The 17,510-nt window shown below is 45.7% G+C and carries 17 protein-coding genes; 1 reads left to right on the forward strand and 16 read right to left on the reverse strand.

Translation table 11 applies throughout. The features are described 5' to 3' along the window. The first annotated feature begins 102 nt into the window (after positions 1-102). Positions 103-291: a 50S ribosomal protein L28 gene (rpmB, locus tag L1028_RS09100; protein WP_042187400.1), complete on the forward strand. Its 189-nt coding sequence runs from the start codon at positions 103-105 to the stop codon at positions 289-291. Between the two features lie 108 nt (positions 292-399). Here the strand turns inward: rpmB and spoVM are convergent, their stop codons facing one another. The 16 genes from spoVM to L1028_RS09180 all read right to left on the reverse strand — a co-directional run bounded on the left by spoVM (position 400) and on the right by L1028_RS09180 (position 17,501). Continuing rightward, positions 400-480 carry a stage V sporulation protein SpoVM gene (gene spoVM, locus L1028_RS09105; RefSeq protein WP_020431362.1) on the reverse strand — a complete coding sequence of 27 codons (81 nt, stop codon included), beginning with the start codon at positions 478-480 and terminating at the stop codon, positions 400-402. Between the two features lie 176 nt (positions 481-656). Next, positions 657-1,322: a ribulose-phosphate 3-epimerase gene (rpe, locus tag L1028_RS09110; RefSeq protein ID WP_094868549.1), complete on the reverse strand. Its 666-nt coding sequence runs from the start codon at positions 1,320-1,322 to the stop codon at positions 657-659. Positions 1,323-1,325: 3 nt separating this feature from the next. After that, positions 1,326-2,231, reverse strand: a complete 906-nt coding sequence (rsgA, locus tag L1028_RS09115; RefSeq protein ID WP_234533151.1) for a ribosome small subunit-dependent GTPase A — start codon at positions 2,229-2,231, stop codon at positions 1,326-1,328. Between the two features lie 99 nt (positions 2,232-2,330). After that, the gene (gene pknB / locus L1028_RS09120; protein WP_234533152.1) at positions 2,331-4,598 is read right to left on the reverse strand and encodes a Stk1 family PASTA domain-containing Ser/Thr kinase; all 2,268 of its coding nucleotides are present in this window, start codon (positions 4,596-4,598) and stop codon (positions 2,331-2,333) included. Beyond that, positions 4,598-5,371 carry a Stp1/IreP family PP2C-type Ser/Thr phosphatase gene (locus tag L1028_RS09125; RefSeq protein ID WP_234533153.1) on the reverse strand — a complete coding sequence of 258 codons (774 nt, stop codon included), beginning with the start codon at positions 5,369-5,371 and terminating at the stop codon, positions 4,598-4,600. The genes pknB and L1028_RS09125 overlap by 1 nt, the downstream gene beginning before the upstream one ends. A gap of 6 nt (positions 5,372-5,377) precedes the next feature. Beyond that, positions 5,378-6,418, reverse strand: a complete 1,041-nt coding sequence (rlmN, locus tag L1028_RS09130; RefSeq protein WP_042187390.1) for a dual-specificity RNA methyltransferase RlmN — start codon at positions 6,416-6,418, stop codon at positions 5,378-5,380. A gap of 150 nt (positions 6,419-6,568) precedes the next feature. After that, on the reverse strand, positions 6,569-7,963 hold the full coding sequence (gene rsmB / locus L1028_RS09135) for a 16S rRNA (cytosine(967)-C(5))-methyltransferase RsmB (protein ID WP_234533186.1): 1,395 nt from the start codon (positions 7,961-7,963) through the stop codon (positions 6,569-6,571). A gap of 77 nt (positions 7,964-8,040) precedes the next feature. Next, positions 8,041-8,976 carry a methionyl-tRNA formyltransferase gene (gene fmt, locus L1028_RS09140; RefSeq protein ID WP_234533156.1) on the reverse strand — a complete coding sequence of 312 codons (936 nt, stop codon included), beginning with the start codon at positions 8,974-8,976 and terminating at the stop codon, positions 8,041-8,043. Positions 8,977-8,980: 4 nt separating this feature from the next. Further along, positions 8,981-9,466: a peptide deformylase gene (def, locus tag L1028_RS09145; protein WP_094868543.1), complete on the reverse strand. Its 486-nt coding sequence runs from the start codon at positions 9,464-9,466 to the stop codon at positions 8,981-8,983. 84 nt (positions 9,467-9,550) lie between these two features. Beyond that, the gene (gene priA / locus L1028_RS09150) at positions 9,551-12,082 is read right to left on the reverse strand and encodes a primosomal protein N' (RefSeq protein ID WP_234533158.1); all 2,532 of its coding nucleotides are present in this window, start codon (positions 12,080-12,082) and stop codon (positions 9,551-9,553) included. Then, positions 12,082-13,317, reverse strand: coding sequence for a bifunctional phosphopantothenoylcysteine decarboxylase/phosphopantothenate--cysteine ligase CoaBC (coaBC, locus tag L1028_RS09155; protein ID WP_234533159.1), 1,236 nt, complete (start codon positions 13,315-13,317; stop codon positions 12,082-12,084). Before coaBC ends, priA begins: the two co-directional genes overlap by 1 nt. A gap of 228 nt (positions 13,318-13,545) precedes the next feature. Then, positions 13,546-13,746, reverse strand: a complete 201-nt coding sequence (gene rpoZ / locus L1028_RS09160) for a DNA-directed RNA polymerase subunit omega (RefSeq protein ID WP_060622274.1) — start codon at positions 13,744-13,746, stop codon at positions 13,546-13,548. A gap of 49 nt (positions 13,747-13,795) precedes the next feature. Further along, positions 13,796-14,368 (reverse strand): guanylate kinase, encoded by a 573-nt coding sequence (gene gmk, locus L1028_RS09165; protein ID WP_234533161.1) that lies wholly within the window; start codon positions 14,366-14,368, stop codon positions 13,796-13,798. A gap of 19 nt (positions 14,369-14,387) precedes the next feature. Next, positions 14,388-14,648, reverse strand: coding sequence for an extracellular matrix/biofilm regulator RemA (remA, locus tag L1028_RS09170; protein ID WP_006209218.1), 261 nt, complete (start codon positions 14,646-14,648; stop codon positions 14,388-14,390). Between the two features lie 49 nt (positions 14,649-14,697). Then, on the reverse strand, positions 14,698-15,591 hold the full coding sequence (locus L1028_RS09175; protein ID WP_234533164.1) for a YicC/YloC family endoribonuclease: 894 nt from the start codon (positions 15,589-15,591) through the stop codon (positions 14,698-14,700). A gap of 38 nt (positions 15,592-15,629) precedes the next feature. Next, positions 15,630-17,501, reverse strand: coding sequence for a bifunctional homocysteine S-methyltransferase/methylenetetrahydrofolate reductase (locus L1028_RS09180; protein WP_234533165.1), 1,872 nt, complete (start codon positions 17,499-17,501; stop codon positions 15,630-15,632). Between the last annotated feature and the right edge of the window lie 9 nt (positions 17,502-17,510).

Below are 17,510 nucleotides of genomic sequence, written 5' to 3' on the forward strand. Positions count from 1 at the left end.
AAGAAATAAATGTTTTTGAATCGGTTGACGTAGCAAAATTTGCTGTGATATTATAGATAAGTATTGTTTTATGCAGGTGTTAGGAATAAGGAGGTGTAATCTATGTCCCGCAAATGTGCAGTAACAGGCAAGAAACCGAGCAGCGGTAACAACGTGTCTCACGCAAATAACCGCAACCGTCGTACTTGGGGAGTTAACGTTCAGAAGGTCCGTATCCTCGTGAACGGTAAACCAAAACGCGTGTACGTCAGCACCCGTGCTTTGAAAGCCGGTAAAGTTGAACGCGTTTAGTCTTTTGCAATTTTAAAGACCGAGCGATCACTCATATGAAGCAAAAAGCACCCTTTACATTTGTAAGGTGCTTTTTTTCATGTTTTCTTTTCTGTTCCAAACCCAAAATCAACTCTTCTGAAATGTGTTCAAAATCGCTTTAACAAAACCTCCCAAAAACCTTGGCAGCTTAAACGTGTAAAATTTCATGGTTTACCCTCCCATCAATTCATGCCGTACGCAGGAGACTTTCTTCTTGTTCTAACGGTAACGTACTGCAGTCCTCCCTGCCAAAACAAAAAAGGCTACATGAGATTTCTGCTCATGTAACCATATTTATGCGTCAAGGACTTGGCCTATACCTTTAGTCGTAATAGCCTATTTTTTTAACGAAGTGCCGCTTCCGCTGCTTCTCGAATCTCAAGGATCGCTGCAGCACGATCACTCCGGCCAAAAACTGCATTTCCTGCAACCAAAACATCCGCCCCTGCACTGACAACCAATGGCGCTGTAGCTTCCGAAACACCACCATCGACTTCAATAAGTAGATCTGGATTGACTTCATTCGCCCATTCTCTAATTTGAGTAATTTTGCGCAAAGTGTTAGGAATGAATGCTTGACCTCCAAAGCCAGGATTGACGGTCATCACGAGAACCATATCCACATCCTCAAGCACCTCACGCACCGCTGATGCCGGAGTGCCCGGATTAATAGCTACTCCTGCCTTAAGACCCAATTCCTTGATCTGATGCACCACACGGTGTAAATGGACGCAAGCCTCAGCGTGAACAGTAATCACACTAGCGCCTGCGGCAGCAAAATCAGAAATATAACGTTCTGGAGACTCAATCATTAAGTGAACGTCTAGTGGAAGTTTGGTATGTAACGAGACCGCTTTTACGATTGGTGGACCAAGCGTTATATTCGGCACAAAATGACCGTCCATTACATCCACATGGATCCAATCCCCTCCACTGACCTCAGCTTCTGCAACCTCTGAACCTAAACTTGCGAAATCGGCAGACAATATAGATGGTGCTATTCGTATCATGACTTAGTACCTCCGCTTTTTATCTTTCATTTCATTAAAAAATAATTTGTAATGTTCATACCGGCTATCAGCGATATTCCCAGCTTTCCATGCCTCGATCACTCGGCAGCCTGGTTCATGCTGATGACTACAACCACGGAATTTACAATCCCCAGCATAGTTAGCAAATTCACGGAAACAAGTAGAGAGCTCTTCAACCCCAAGCTCAAGAAAATCAAGCTGACTAAAACCAGGGGTATCCGCTACAAAGCCGCCCCCGCCAATATCCATCAATTCTACATGGCGGGTAGTATGACGACCACGGCCCAGACGTAAGCTGATCTCACCTGTCTCCAGTTTAAGTCCTGGCACAATACGATTCAATAAGGTCGACTTTCCTACCCCAGATTGTCCGGCAAATACACTAATACCACCAGTAAGCCGCTCTCTTAGTTCATCACTGCCAGCTCCTGTAATTGAGCTTGTAACCATCACTTCATAACCAATATCTTCATAGAGCTCTTTAACATACTTAGTGGCTTCACCATTATCATTAGCCAAATCCTGTTTGGTCAGAACTATTAAGGGTTCCAGTCCCGAGTGCTCAATATGAACTAGGAACTTGTCCAATAGATTCAGGTTCATATCAGGTTCCCGCACAGAAAATAATAGAACGGCAAGGCTTACATTCGCTACAGGTGGACGAATTAACTCAGATTCTCTAGGGAGAAGCTCATCCACCATCCCTTCACCATGCTCAGTCAGCATATAGATCACGCGGTCACCTACAAGAGGAGCGATCCCCTTTTTCTTAAGTATGCCTCGGCCTCTGCATTGAACTGAGTCTTCCTCTGTTGCAATTAATCCTTCGCGAAGCGGTTTTACGTAATAATATCCGCTTAACGCCTTTACTATTATTCCTTCAGGCATACATAGTGAGCCTTCCTCTCCTGATTTTGCGAAAATGACCCAAGTTTGAAAATCCCCGGGTCACATCACTGCCACAACTATCAAGCACTTCTGCCCTGATTAATTATCGCTTTTATCTTTAGATTTGTCGTTTTTTTTATTATTATGCTTGTCATCATTTTTATTACTGATTATGTTGTTACTATTAGTGGTCGATTCATTATTCACCGAATTGTTAGTAAGGAATCCCGTCTGATTGACTGATCCAGTATTAGTAGACCCTTCGTTGTCTGAACTTGGAGGCAGAATCTCTGGTTCAATGGTCGGTTCAGGAGTAGGTGTCGGTTCTATCGGTGTCTGAGTCGGCTTCGGAGTGGGAACCGTCGGTGGCTCAGGTTCCTGCACCGTGCCATTCTTCGCATCAATATAAGGGATCACATAAGTGTCTAAAAGTACACCATCTCGGGTAACAATAACAGAACCATCTTTATTCGGAGCAAGCACCAGATTAACGGACAACACTTGACTCTTTCCAATCGTACGCGTTCCCCAATCTTGTTTCTCACCATTATTGCGTGCATCAACGAACTCAATTCGAATCTTGCTCTTCTTTCCATCCTGAGCAGGAGCAACTGGCACATTAAAGGTATAATTCAGGGCTTCAGGTGGATACCCTGTACTTAAGTAAATAGTAATCGCTGTTCCAGGAGGAACAGGGGTACCTTTTTCATAAGCCCAAGTCTTCATTACCTTCCCTTCTTCAACTGTGAAGCTGGATTCTTCCTTTACATCACCTAACACTAGCTTGTTGGCTTCCAGTGTTGCCTTTGCTTCGCTCTCCGTTTGACCAATGAGGTCTGGCATCGTGACACTTTCTTCCCCTTTACTAACGTAGAGGGTGATTGAAATCGTCTCTGGATCAAACTCGCTGTCAAAGGCTGGGTCTGACTTTATAACCTTACCCTCCTCCATATTTTCATCGAAGAGAGGTGCATTCTTAATTTGATCCTGAGGTACACCCTTTGCCATCAGCGCTTTAACCGCTTCGTCGAAAGTGTAGTTCGTTACATTTGGCATCTTAGTTAATGGTTTCGCCGTATTCACAGTCAAAATTAGGGAGGCTCCCTTTTTCACTTTGGCGTCCTTTTCCCTACTTTGCTTCATGACCACATTCTCTTCGAAATTTGGACTGTAGTCATACAGTATAGGATCAGCAACCTCAAGCCCCAAATCCTCAAGTTCAGTCTTTGCTTGTTCCAGCTGTTTACCGACCACGTAAGGCACCGATACCTCCGGAACAACTAATTGGGATTTCACGTACCACACGAGACTGGCCATGGCCAGCAATAACACTAAAGTTAGACCAATCCATAATGCAGGTTTAGTCCATTGTTTTTTACCTTTTTTCACAGGCACCGGATCGTCATCGTCATCTTCATCATTATCCATCCGGTCGTGACGATGATTACGATTTCCATTGCTTCTTTGGATCGGTTTAATCGCTGGTATTACCCGCGTTCGATCTTCGTCTTCCTCATCGTTAAAGAGAACCTTTGCTTCACTACGCCGCTCCGGCAACAAGCAGGTTTCTAAATCCTGCAGCATTTGCTTTGCAGACTGATAGCGCTCCTCCGGATTTTTACGCATCGATCTTAGAATTACATTCTCAACGCTTTGCGGAATAAGTGGGTTTAAGAGCCTTGGTTCTTCAAACTCTTCTTGCAGATGCTTTAGAGCTACGCTAATCGGACTCTCCCCTAAGAATGGAAGACTTCCGGTAAGCATTTGATAGAGTACAATCCCTAATGAATACAGGTCGGATTTCTCTCCTGTTGAGACACCTTTAGCATGCTCTGGTGAGAAATAATGAACGGAACCTACTACAGAGCCTGTCTGAGTAATGGTAGTAGATGTTACCGCACGAGCAATACCGAAATCCGTTACCTTCACCCGGCCATTGCGCCCGATCAATATATTATGTGGTTTAATATCCCGATGAATAATTTGATTCTGATGAGCGTGATCAAGTGCATCACAGATTTGTGAAGCGATCCTTACGGACTCGTCAACCTGTAATGGCGCTCGTTCTTTTATAATTTCATTAAGATTCTTGCCCTCAATATATTCCATGACAATATAATGAATTTCGTCTTCTTGTCCTACATCGTAAATACTAACCACATTCGGATGAGACAAAGATGCGGCTGATTGCGCCTCACGCCTAAAACGGCGGATAAATTCCTCGTCATGCACAAATTGATTACGCAATACTTTAATGGCGACGTTTCGGTTTAAAAGAATGTCATGTGCTCTATAGACGAGCGCCATTCCACCTCCGCCGATCCGTTCGATGACTTGGTAACGGCCGCCCAGTTCGTGACCGATCATCAATCCCACTCCTTTGTTTCGGGCACAGCGGCCTCTCCATGATGTTCTAACAAAGCGACGCTAATATTATCGCCGCCGCCAGCAAGCAGTGCCAACTGAAGTAAGCGGTCCGCTCTTTCCTCTAACGGTATCTCATGTATTCCCGCTACCTTGCCCAAATGCTCATTGTTAACAAAATTACTTAAACCATCACTGCACAGAAGCAAAAGTTCCCCAGGTAGCAGGGTAACAGGGGCTAAATCAACCAGCACCTCAGCATCTGTTCCAAGTGCTCTCGTCAGCACATTCCGTCTTGGATGATTATCTAATTCCTCCACACTGATCTGACCGTTCTTGAACAGCTCATTGACTAGCGTGTGATCTTCGGTTAATTGAACTGCTGCACTGTCCTTTATTAAATAGGCTCTGCTGTCTCCGATATGGCCAATATATCCGTTTGAACCATTCATCAGGGCAGCAACGATAGTAGTACCCATATTGTGGTACTTCTCGTCGCTGGAAGCCTCCTTGAAGACAGTGCTGTTAGCTTCCAAAATAGCAGCTGATAACGCATCACGCAGTGCTTCGTCCTGAAGCTCAGGCAGGAGCCCGTCTAGGGTATTCCTCATCGTCTCCAAAGCAAGCCTGCTCGCGGTTTCACCAGCCTGATGTCCACCCATCCCATCGGCAATTATGCCGAGTGTATAACCGTAGCGCGTCGCGCCGATCCAGACCGAATCCTCATTGACAGAGCGCACCCGGCCAATATCGCTGGCATGAACTGTTCTGATCAAATATCCTCACCCCAACTCCATATGTTTGGCACGCAGCTGTCCGCATGCGGCCGCGATATCATGGCCTTGCTCACGGCGAATGGTAACATTCACGCCGTTGTCAGCCAAAATACGTTGAAACTCAAAGATATCATTGCGTGAAGTACGTACATATTTGCGCTCTGGCACGTGGTTTACTGGAATCAAATTGACGTGGCACAGCATGTTCTTAAGCACACCTGCTAATTCCTCAGCATGCTCCGGCTGATCATTCACCCCGCCGATCAATGCATACTCAAAGCTGACACGTCGACCCGTCTTAGCTTGATAATAACGTAAAGATTCAATCACATCATCAAACGGAAAGCGGCGGTTAACCGGCATTAGCTTCGAACGCAGTTTGTCGTTAGGTGCATGAATCGAAATCGCCAAATTTATCTGTGTATCTTCTTCTGCAAATTTATAAATGCTCGGCACAATACCGCTAGTGGAAACAGTAATATGCCGTTGTCCGATATTTAGACCTTTCTCATGAATCATTAGACGCAAGAATCTCATTGTTGCATCATAGTTCTCAAACGGCTCACCAGTACCCATGATAACAATACTGCTGACACGTTCCCCCCGCTCATCCAAGATCTGTTGAGAGCGTACAACCTGAGCTACAATTTCACCCGCTGTCAAATCACGTTTCAATCCACCAAGCGTAGAGGCGCAGAAAGTACAGCCGATTCGGCAGCCTACTTGAGTAGTTACACAAACGCTATTGCCATAATTATGTTTCATGATAACTGTCTCGATCGCATGATCATCATGCAATCCAAACAGGAATTTTACAGTTCCATCTTTCGATTCCATTTTAGTAATCTCAGTGAGCGCTGCAATGGAGAATTGCTCGTTCAGCTTCTGACGAAGTCCTTTAGACAAATTGCTCATGGATTCGAAGTCACTTACACGTTTTACATACAACCAATCAAAAATCTGTCCACCACGAAAAGCAGGCTCACCGTTATCTTTCGCCCATTGCTGTAACTCTTCTAAAGAAAAATCATATATTAAAGGTTTCATTATTATTAGCACCTGTTCTTTCATAAGGATATGCGTATTATTTCTCATTCTTCCTATTTTAACACAAATTTCAGAACGGTAAAAGAAATAGCCCGCCGTACGTTAGCCCGGCGGGCGGAAGATACAACAATTGTCAGTAAATTTGCTATATTACAAGACTCTTTGAAGCTTGGAGATATAGAACCCATCACTGCCATAATGATGTGGCAATAACTGAATCCCCTCACCTTCAGCCAGCGCGGTACCTTCCAATCTCCCCCACAGCGGGGAAGTAAAAGTTATAGAAGTGAAATCAGGATTTTGCTTCAAAAATGCAGCTACGACCTCACTATTTTCCGTTTGTTCAGTCGTACAGGTACTATAAACCAGAACACCACCCGGTTTCAGCAGTTTAGAAACCGACTGCAGCAGCTGACCCTGCAGTGATGCTACACTTGCAACATCCTCAGGCTGCTTACGCCATTTGAGATCTGGCTTACGGCGGATTACACCGAGCCCAGAGCAAGGAGCATCCAGAAGAATTCTATCGAAGGAATGATGCTCTAAGGTATGCTCCAGCTCCAGTGCATCTGCACTGCCTGTTACTACGGTTTCGAGACCTAAACGTGCAGCTTGATCTGAGATAAGCTTAGCTTTATGTGGATGCAGATCGTTAGCGAAAATAGATCCTTCATCTTTCATCAGCTCGCCCATATGGGCTGTTTTGCCCCCAGGCGCGGCGCAGCAGTCAAGCACTCTCATTCCAGGCTCAGGTGCAACCGCTTCAGCTACAAGCATGGAGCTTTCATCCTGAACTGATAAATATCCATCCCGGTACCAGGATGAAAGAGCCAGATTACCGCCGCCTTTTACAACAATACCATAAGGACTTACTTTAGAAGCAGAAGCTTGAAGACCTTGTTCAATCATCTGACTCAACAGGGCTTCACGGCTGATCATCGTAGTATTTACGCGTACACTGACAGCGGGCGGCTCATTGTTAGCAGCGCAAATAGCTTCCGCAGTGTCAACACCATACTCGGTAATCCAGCGCTTCACTAACCATATAGGATGGGAATACTGGATGGATATCCGCTTCGCAGGACTCAATCCATCAGGTATTACCGGTAAATCTCCAGCGCGCAGCACACTACGAAGCACGCCATTAACCATACCCGAAATCCCTTGATGGCCCTTTTTCTTAGCTATATTAACAGCCTCGTTTACAGCTGCATGAGATGGTATGCGATCCAAATACATAATTTGATATAAGCTTAGACGCAGTAAATTACGCACCCAGGGCTGCAATTTAGCGATCCCTTTGCTAACAAATTCCTCGAGCACATAATCAAGTGTATTCATCCGAGAGATGGTACCATAGACAAGCTCTGTAACTAGTCCAGCATCTTCTCTGCTGAGTGCAGACTTCTGCAGACTACTGTTCAACAATAAGTTGCTGTAAGCCCCTTGCTGTTCAACCTTAACCAGTATATCAAGTGCGATATCGCGGGCAGAAGCTGCAGCAGTGTTACCTTTATTTCCGGTGCCGCCCTTTTTACCACCCAATGCTTTATGATCTTTACCGTTGCTATTGCCCGAATTATGATTTACTCCTGTTCGGCCTGCACCGTTACCGCCCGCGCTCAACCTAACACCGTCCCTGGTTTCATGACACCGCCACGGCTAAAGTCCGCAGCGCTCATCGCTTTTTTACCAGCAGGTTGAACCGTAGTTAGCAGCAGACTTCCGTCTCCAGTCTTAACCTCGACACCATGTTCAGTGACCGAAAGTACCGTTCCTGGCGCACTGTCAGTTGATTTCCGCTCAGCAGGAATTTTTGAAGTCCATACTTTGAAGGTCTCTCCATTCCAAAGCGTAAACGCACCGGAAAAAGGTACTAATCCACGAATTCGATTATAGTTATCACGTGAGCCAGCGTTCCAATCCAAACGCTCATCCTCACGATTTAGGTTAGGAGCAAAGGTCGCTTGACTGTCGTCTTGCGCAGTCGCTTGAACAAGGCCGTTTACTAATCGCGGCATTTCAGACTTCAAGAGATCACGTCCAGCAAGGCTAAGCTTCTCGAACATCGTGCCGGAAGTATCCTCATCCTCGATAGCCACCTCGACGCGCGAGATCATATCTCCAGTGTCAAGTCCTTCAGCCATATACATCAAGGTAACGCCGGTAACTTTCTCACCGTTAATGATACTGCGTTGAATTGGTGCGCCCCCCCGGTATTTAGGTAGCAGTGAACCATGAACATTCACACAACCATTACGCGGCAAATCCAATACAGCCTTTGGCAAAATCTGACCATATGCAGCGGTAACAATTAGATCAGGCTCATATGCAGCTAGCTCTGCGACAGCCTCAGGTTTGCGCATCCGTTCAGGCTGGAGCACAGGTAAACCGAGAGATAATGCGGCTTCTTTAACTGGTGAAGGAGCCAAGATCTTTTTACGTCCTTGCGGTCGATCTGGTTGGGTGACAACTGCTACAACTTCATAGCCTTCATCCATCAGCATTTGCAAGCTTGGCACCGCAAAGGCTGGGGTTCCCATGAATACAATCTTCATATCCTCACTCCTCAGTCTCGCTCAGTTCAGCTGTCATCTCGTATACTTTTTCAGCGATATCCGTAAACAGTACTCCGTTCAGATGGTCAATCTCATGTTGAAAAGCCCGCGCAAGTAAACCACTGCCGGTAATGGTAATTTCTTTTCCCTCACGGTTAAGACCACGTACGGTTACAGTCTCTGCACGGCGTACATCACCATTCAACCCGGGAATACTAAGACATCCTTCAGGACCTAGCTGCTCTCCTTCTGTACCGATGATTTCCGGATTAATCATTTTGATCAGCCCGTGCTCTTCATCTGCATCCACCACAATTAGGCGCTTCAAAATGCCAACTTGTGGAGCCGCCAGCCCTACACCTTCAGCGTCATACATCGTATCAGCCATATCATCTAACAATTTTTTAACATTAGGTGTAACTACAGTTACTTCTTTTGCTATTTTGTGCAACACTTCATCCGGTTCCTTAACGATCATACGTATCGCCATTAAAAACACCTTCCCGTTCTGTACATCTCTATATTTAGAGTTTATTGATCTAGCTCTTTTTTTACATTGTAACATGATAACGATTTACATCAACATTTGCGGATCAACATCAATGCTGATCTGGAGCCCTGTATCCCTTACAGAATCCTCCAACTCCTCAGCCACTTGTCGAACAAGCCCTATCACATCGATGGTGCCGCGCCATTTTATCATACATTGGAATCTATATCTACCCTTTAAGCGAGGGATTGGAGAAGCTACGGGACCTAACAGATCTAGTACATCCGTGGTTAGCTTATCTAGACTCCCATACCATCTTAGATTTCTAGCCTTCCCTTGCAGATTCATAGCGTAATTCTCTGCCATCCGAAGTAATAGCGGTAACTGCTCATGGGATAATGTAACGAGTACCAGTCTGCAATAAGGTGGATAATGTAGCCCTCTGCGATGCTTCAGCTCTTCCCTTACAAAGGAGAGATAGTCATGCCCGCTTGCATGAATAATCGAATAATGCTCAGGTGTATAGGACTGAACTACAACCTCACCCGGAAGCTGATGCCGACCTGCTCTTCCAGCAACTTGTGTAAGCAATTGGAAGGTCTTCTCCGCTGCACGAAAATCGGGCAAGTTCAACGCTGAATCTGCTGTAATTACGCCAACAAGAGTTACGTCAGGAAAATCCAAACCTTTCGCTACCATCTGAGTGCCTAGCAGAACATCCGCTTTCTTGTCTCTGAATTGATTCAGCAGCTTCTCATGTGAACCTTTTTCTGTCGTTGTATCCACGTCCATACGAATCACCCGTATCCCAGGGAACAACTTACCAAGCTCTTCTTCCACCCGCTGCGTCCCCGTTCCGAAGAACCGGATATGCTCACTTCCACACTCTGGACAAAGCTTAGGTGCTGGTTCGGCATGACCACAATAATGACAACGTAAATTGTCACTACGACTATGGTACGTTAATGAAATATCACACTCCGGGCAGCCTGCTACATATCCACAACTTCGGCACATGACAAACGTCGAGAAACCTCTACGGTTAAGCAATAACACGGTCTGTTCTCCACGTTCCAGTCTTTCAGCCAATGCAGAATGAAGCTTTCGGCTGAACATCGAGCGATTACCTTCTTTAAGCTCTTCCCGCATATCCACGACATTTACCTTAGGTAGTTCGTTACCAAGCGCACGGGTAGGCATCTCTAGAAGTACTGGTGAAAAATGAATATCACTCTGCGCTCTAGCAGCATGATAGCTTTCTAACGAAGGCGTGGCGGAGCCTAAAATCACGGCTGCCCCACACTGTTCGGCTCTGCGAATCGCTGCATCACGGGCATGATATTTCGGATTTTCCTCCTGCTTATATGAGGTCTCATGCTCTTCATCCATAATAATCAAACCTAGGTTAGAGAACGGTGCAAACACCGCTGAACGGGCGCCAACGGCAACCGTAGCCTTTCCTTCACGGATTTTGCGCCACTCATCATAACGTTCGCCAACAGATAATCGGCTATGCATTACCGCGACACCACTTCCGAAACGCCCTTTAAAGCGCTCCACCATCTGCGGCGTTAATGCGATTTCTGGGACGAGCACTACGGCCTGTCTACCCTGATCCAAACAACGTTTGATACATTGCAAATAGATTTCTGTCTTACCGCTCCCCGTAACGCCATGTAACAGAAAAACTTCGTGAAGCTGTTCTTCTAACGTTCGTGAAATACGTGTGTATACAACCTCTTGCTCTGCTGTAAGTGGCAGAGGCGTAGTAGGCTTAAAATCACGTCCTTGATAAGGGTCGCGATAGACTTCGATTTCACTGATTTCGATAAAGCCTTTTTCCTCTAAACCTTTCACGGTACTTGCTGTCACTTGAAGTGCAGACAAGACTTCCTTAAGCGCCATTGGGAGTGTAGCTTCCCTTTCAATCAGAAAGCTAAGTACTTCCTTCTGTCGCGCGGACTTTTTTGGGAATTTATTCAACGCCTCACGAGCAGCCGTAATCCCTATCGCAAGATCTACTGCTTTGAGCTTCTTCTTGCCCATTTTATCTTTAATCGATTGGCTTTCCACAAGAACTCCACGTCTTAGCATGAACTTTACCGTCTCCGCAGCCTCCGGAAATGCACGGGTAAGCTGCTTCATGGAAACTTCGCCATTACGTCCAATAAATTCAGTAATTAGTCGTTCCTCGTTCCCTGTATCGGCAAACATAGGGAATAGCTCATCATCAGAAAATGCTGTATCTTCTTCCACATCTCCTAGCGAAATCAGTCGTTCTGCCTTCCCTTTTAGAGCGGTGGGCAGCATCGCCTGCAGCGCTGAAATTCGTCTGCATGCATATCTTTTACTCATCCAGTCCGCTAGTTCAACTAATTCAGGAGATAAAGGTGGAAGCAAATCCAGCACTTCTTGAATAGCCTTAAGACCAGGATTCACTACTGTTTCACCTGACTCCAGAGAAACGACAAAGCCTTGCACCGTGCGGTGTCCAAACGGGACCGCTACTCGGCTGCCCACTTCAATCCATAACTTTAGTGATTCTGGAATACTATAATCAAATGGCCGGTCAGTGCTGCGTACAGGCACATCCACAATGACCTTGGCAATATCCATTATAATGAAGCTCCAGTAATTCGCTCTGCCACGAGCGTCAGCAAACGGCGAGCGACCTCATCCTTAGACAATTGTGGCAATTCGAGCACCAATCCATCTACGTCATAAATCGATACAATATTCGTATCCGATCCGAATCCGGCTCCTGCAGCCGCTACATTGTTTGCAACAATGAGATCGCAGTTTTTGCGGACCAGCTTGTCCTTTGCATAAAATTCTGTATTTCCCGTCTCCGCCGCAAAGCCGATCAAGAACTGCTTGTCTTTGTTCTTACCTAGCGTTTCCAGGATATCCGTTGTTTTTATAAGCTCAAGAGTCAGCGTATCTCCACTTTTTTTAATTTTGGATGGCTCACTTTGTTTAGGTCGGTAATCCGATACAGCAGCCGCCTTGATCATGATATCGCAGCTGTCCCACAGCGCAGTAACCGCATCATACATTTCTTGTGCGGATTGAACACGAATAACATTAATATCCGGGTCCTGCGGAGGCGCCTCATCAGTTCGAGCAGCTATCAAGGCAACCTCAGCACCCATAGCACGTGCAGCACGTGCCAATGCAAAACCCATTTTACCGGAGGAATCATTGGAGATATAGCGTACCGGATCAATTCGTTCTACTGTACCACCAGCTGTGATGACGATCTTTTTACCCTTGAGTGGACTAGTCTTCACACTTTCTTGCAACGCAAAAAAGTCCTCAACATAACTTACAATGGTCTCCGGTTCCTCTAAACGTCCTTTACCCACGTAACCACATGCCAGCAGACCTTCACCAGGCTCAATAAATTGAACACCTCGTTTAGCGAGGGTATCCAAATTGCTAAGTACAGCGGGATGCTGATACATATGAACATTCATAGCCGGCGCCACCATTATAGGTGCAGTAGTAGCGAGTAACGTTGTGGATAACATATCATCCGCAATTCCGTGCGCCATTTTAGCAATAATATTAGCAGTTGCTGGTGCTACTATCACAAGGTCCGCCGAATCAGCCAAATCAATATGTGAGATGGAGGATGGATCCCGTTCCTGGAATGTATCGCTATATACTCGTTGCTTCGACAGTGACTGTAGAGTTAATTCTGTAATGAACTGCTTTGCCGAAGCTGTCATAATGACATGAACCTTGGCTCCTTTTTGGACAAGCTTACTGGTCAGGGCAGCTGCTTTGTAAGCGGCAATTCCCCCTGTAATCCCAAGTAAAATAGTCTTCCCCTTCAAGCTCTTCAACATGATCTCCCCCCTGTTCCCTACTCTTACAACGAATGATCTATTTCTTAAACTTTTTATATTTTGAGAAAAAAATAACAACCTTCCGGTTGTCAGAAACAGCCCGGTCTTGGGCTATCATCATTCATTAAGACCAATAATTGCTCCATAACCCAAGAAGAAACGGCATCGCCTAATCACAACTAGGCGGTATCCGTTTCTACAAAAGGTCATATCTAAATAGGCTTGAGACTACTCTTCACCGCGGGTAAGCGTAATGCGATCTTCGTAAATTTCTTCAAGAGCAACACCGACGAATTTATGCGATCTTGGGTTCTTCACATCTGTCTTGCCACCCTCACGCAATTGTCTAGCACGACGTGATGCGGCTACAACGAGCGAATACTTACTGTCAACCTTGGTCATCATTTCATCAATTGATGGATATAGCACTGGGACACCTCTTCATAGTTTACTGGTAATACCTTCAGCCTTGCAGCATTCATTCTCTAACTTTACAATGTTCGGCGATAATAATGCTTTCTATTCTCTTACAGGCCAGATCAATCTCATCATTCACAACAGCATAATCATAATGCTGCATTAGATTAATCTCATCCTCCGCTACAGTCATGCGGTGATCGATCACATCTGGATGTTCCGTACCCCGTCCGCGTATGCGGTCCTTCAGCTCATCCATAGAAGGTGGAAGAAGGAACACAAAAATACCTTCAGGAAATTTTTCTTTGACTTTGAGAGCTCCCTGAACCTCAATTTCGAGAATAATATCTTTGCCGCTATTGAGAGTTCTCTCTACAAAATCACGTGGAGTACCGTAAAAATTACCTACGTACTCCGCATATTCAAGCAGTTGATCGGCATCTATCATAGCCGAAAACTCCTCTTTGCTTTTAAAAAAATAGTTCACGCCGTCTTCCTCACCCGCACGTGGACTGCGAGTAGTAGCAGAAACTGAGTAGACAAGTTCGGGCATCTTCGGTCGTAGCGCAGTACATACAGTACCTTTACCCACGCCGGAAGGTCCGGATAATATGATGAGCAATCCTTTTGACATAATACACTCCATTTAGTTGTTATTCGTCGTTGTCGTCATCTTTACTGGATAAGCGATGCGCCACAGTCTCCGGCTGTACAGCCGACAGAATGACATGATCACTATCTGTAATGATTACGGCACGAGTCCGTCGGCCATAGGTGGCGTCGATCAACATATGTCGATCTCGAGCCTCCTGGATAATACGTTTGATTGGTGCAGATTCCGGACTGACGATGGAAATAATGCGATTGGCGGACACAATATTCCCAAAGCCAATGTTGATAAGTTTGATTGCCATGTTCCGGTAGTTCCCCCCATAAAAGTTCTATGCTATTGCCTGTTCCCGGTTACTCTATGTTTGCCGCTTGTTCGCGAATCTTCTCCAGCTCCGCTTTCATGTCTAGCACAAGACCCACGAGTGTTAAATGATTACATTTCGATCCGATTGTATTCGTCTCCCGGTTCATCTCCTGAATGAGAAAATCCAGCTTGCGTCCTACCGGTCCTTTCCCCTTCAGGAGGGCTCTGCATTGTTCGAAATGACTATACAACCGGGTCAACTCTTCATCAATATTACAGCGATCTGCAAAAATAGCGATTTCCATCCCGAATTTATGCTCATCAAAAGCGAACGTCCCATCATTTAACTCATTTAATCGATGACGAAGCTTGTCACGATATTCAATGACTACAACAGGTGCAAGTTCGACCATTTCAGCATGCATGGTCTCGAGATGATTGAGACGCTGTTCAATATCAGCGGCTAGAAAACTGCCTTCACGGGCGCGCATCTCTAGCAGAGACTGCAAACTCTGTTCAAGTCCCGTCTCCAACATTTCAGAGTAGTCTTCTAAGGCCGCGGACACGGCACCCGCAGCCTCATCTTTGCTTTCCATAATACCGGGTATAGAAAGTATATCACGTAGAGTCAACTCACCGGACAAACCATACTCGTTCTTAAGCTGATCTGCTGCCTTAAGATAAGTCATGACAGTAGAGCGATTCAGAACCGGTCCGGAAGACGACTCATCGTGCTCTCTATTGATGGTAACATCTATCCTTCCCCGTTTGACGTGCTGCTGAACCTTTCTTCTCAGCACATCCTCATAACCCGTCCAATCCCGGGGCATCCGCAGTACAACTTCGCAGTACCGGTGATTCACCGATTTCACTTCGAACATAATCTTGTAGCCGCCGAATTGCAGGGACGATTGACCGTATCCGGTCATGCTAAATGACAACGGAATCACATCCATTACACTATTGTAATTGATTATTACTAGCGAAACAAGGGGGACAATTTACGTCCTGATTTCTCCCATACATACTCGATCAACTGTGCACTCATATCATAGAACATAAACGGTGTCATCAAATAGATCCCATTGAAATGAGCCGTAGCAACATCTAACAACTCTTTAGCGATGGCGACCCCTTCAGCTCTTCCTGCTTCCCCTTCAAGTCCCTTCATGCGATTCCGGACTTCATTCGTAAGCTGGATTCCCGGAACCTCGTTATGCAGGAACTCTGCATTACGCCCACTAGCCAGTGGCATCACACCAATAAACACGGGAATATCCAAATGTGCAGTTGCCTCAGCGATCTTTACGATAAGCTCCTGATCATAAACAGGCTGAGTCATAATATAATCTGCACCAGAGGCAATTTTCTTCTCCAGTCGCTGTACGGCCTTATCTAAATGTTTAACATTCGGGTTAAAGGCAGCACCGATAACAAAATTAGCTTTCTGCTTCAACGGTTTGCCTGAGAAGGAAATGCCATCATTCAACTGCTTAATCATACGAATAATCTCAAAAGAGGTTAAGTCATAAACCGAACTTGAGCCGGGAAGATCTCCGAATTTCGCTGGATCTCCAGTCACCGCTAACACATGATCAATTCCGAGTGCATCAAAACCCATCAAATGCGATTGGGTACCAATCAGATTACGATCACGACAAGCAATATGCACTAGGGGACGGAGTCCAGTTTTAGCATGCACCAAATGGCCCAAAGCCATATTGCTCATCCGTGTAACAGCCAGTGAGTTATCGGCGAGTGTCAGCGCATCCGCGCCTGCTCTTCTCAACGCTTCTGCACCCTTCATGAACTTGCCGATATCCAAATCACGAGGTGGATCAAGCTCAACGATAACCGTATGACGTTCCTTTACTAGATCAACCAAGTTTGGCTCACGACCATCTCTTCCCTCATCTTCGCCAAAATGCTCCTGCAAAGATACACGCTCCACTGTCGGAAGCGTCGGTTCTGGAAGTGGCTGAGGTACGTAATCTTTCAATGCAGAAGAAATTTCAGCAATATGTTGCGGAGTAGTACCACAGCAGCCCCCAATAATTCTGCAGCCCATTTCTGCAAAAGTAACTGCCATCTGTCCGAAATATTCCGGTGAGGCTCCATACCGATATTCTCCATCTACATAATCCGCAACGCCAGCATTCGGATAGACCGAGGTAGGCAGAATTAGATTGCCTTGTACCGCTTTTAGTGCTCTCTTAATCCCGTTCGGGCCAGTATTACAGTTAAATCCGATGATATCTGCGCCGTCACCTTCTAAAATGCGAAAAGCCTCTGGCAGCGTCAAACCATCTAATGTACGTGCCGATTCATCCACAGCAAATTGGCAAATGACAGGAAGAGTACTATGTTTACGTACTGTTCTCAGCGCAAGATGCAGTTCCTCGACATCGTAGAAGGTTTCTAGCATAATGCCGTCTACTTCTTCTTCTAACAAGGCTGTAATCTGCTGTGTAAAATACTTTTTCAACTCTGTGGATGAGAGATTTGCTCGTTTACCGGCACGAATAGAGCCTACAGCACCTAATACATATCCAGTATCTCCAGCAGCTTTACGAGCGATTCTTACTCCGGCGCGATTAATTTCTTCAACCTTGGACTCCAAACCATATTTGGACAGCCTGTCAAAATTCGCTGAGAAGGTGTTGCTTTCTAGCAACACTGCTCCTGCATCGATATAGCTGCGATGGACATCTTCGATAACCCCCGGAGAGGTCAAATTTAATTCTTCGTAGGAAATGCCGACAGGGAAACCCTTCTGATATAAATAGGTACCCATCGCTCCGTCTCCGACCAATACTTTGTTTCCCCATGCGGAACGTAAATCCGGCTTCACTGCAAGATC

This window comes from Paenibacillus pseudetheri, from assembly GCF_924513355.1.
GTDB classification, from domain to species: Bacteria; Bacillota; Bacilli; order Paenibacillales; family Paenibacillaceae; genus Paenibacillus_AQ; species Paenibacillus_AQ pseudetheri.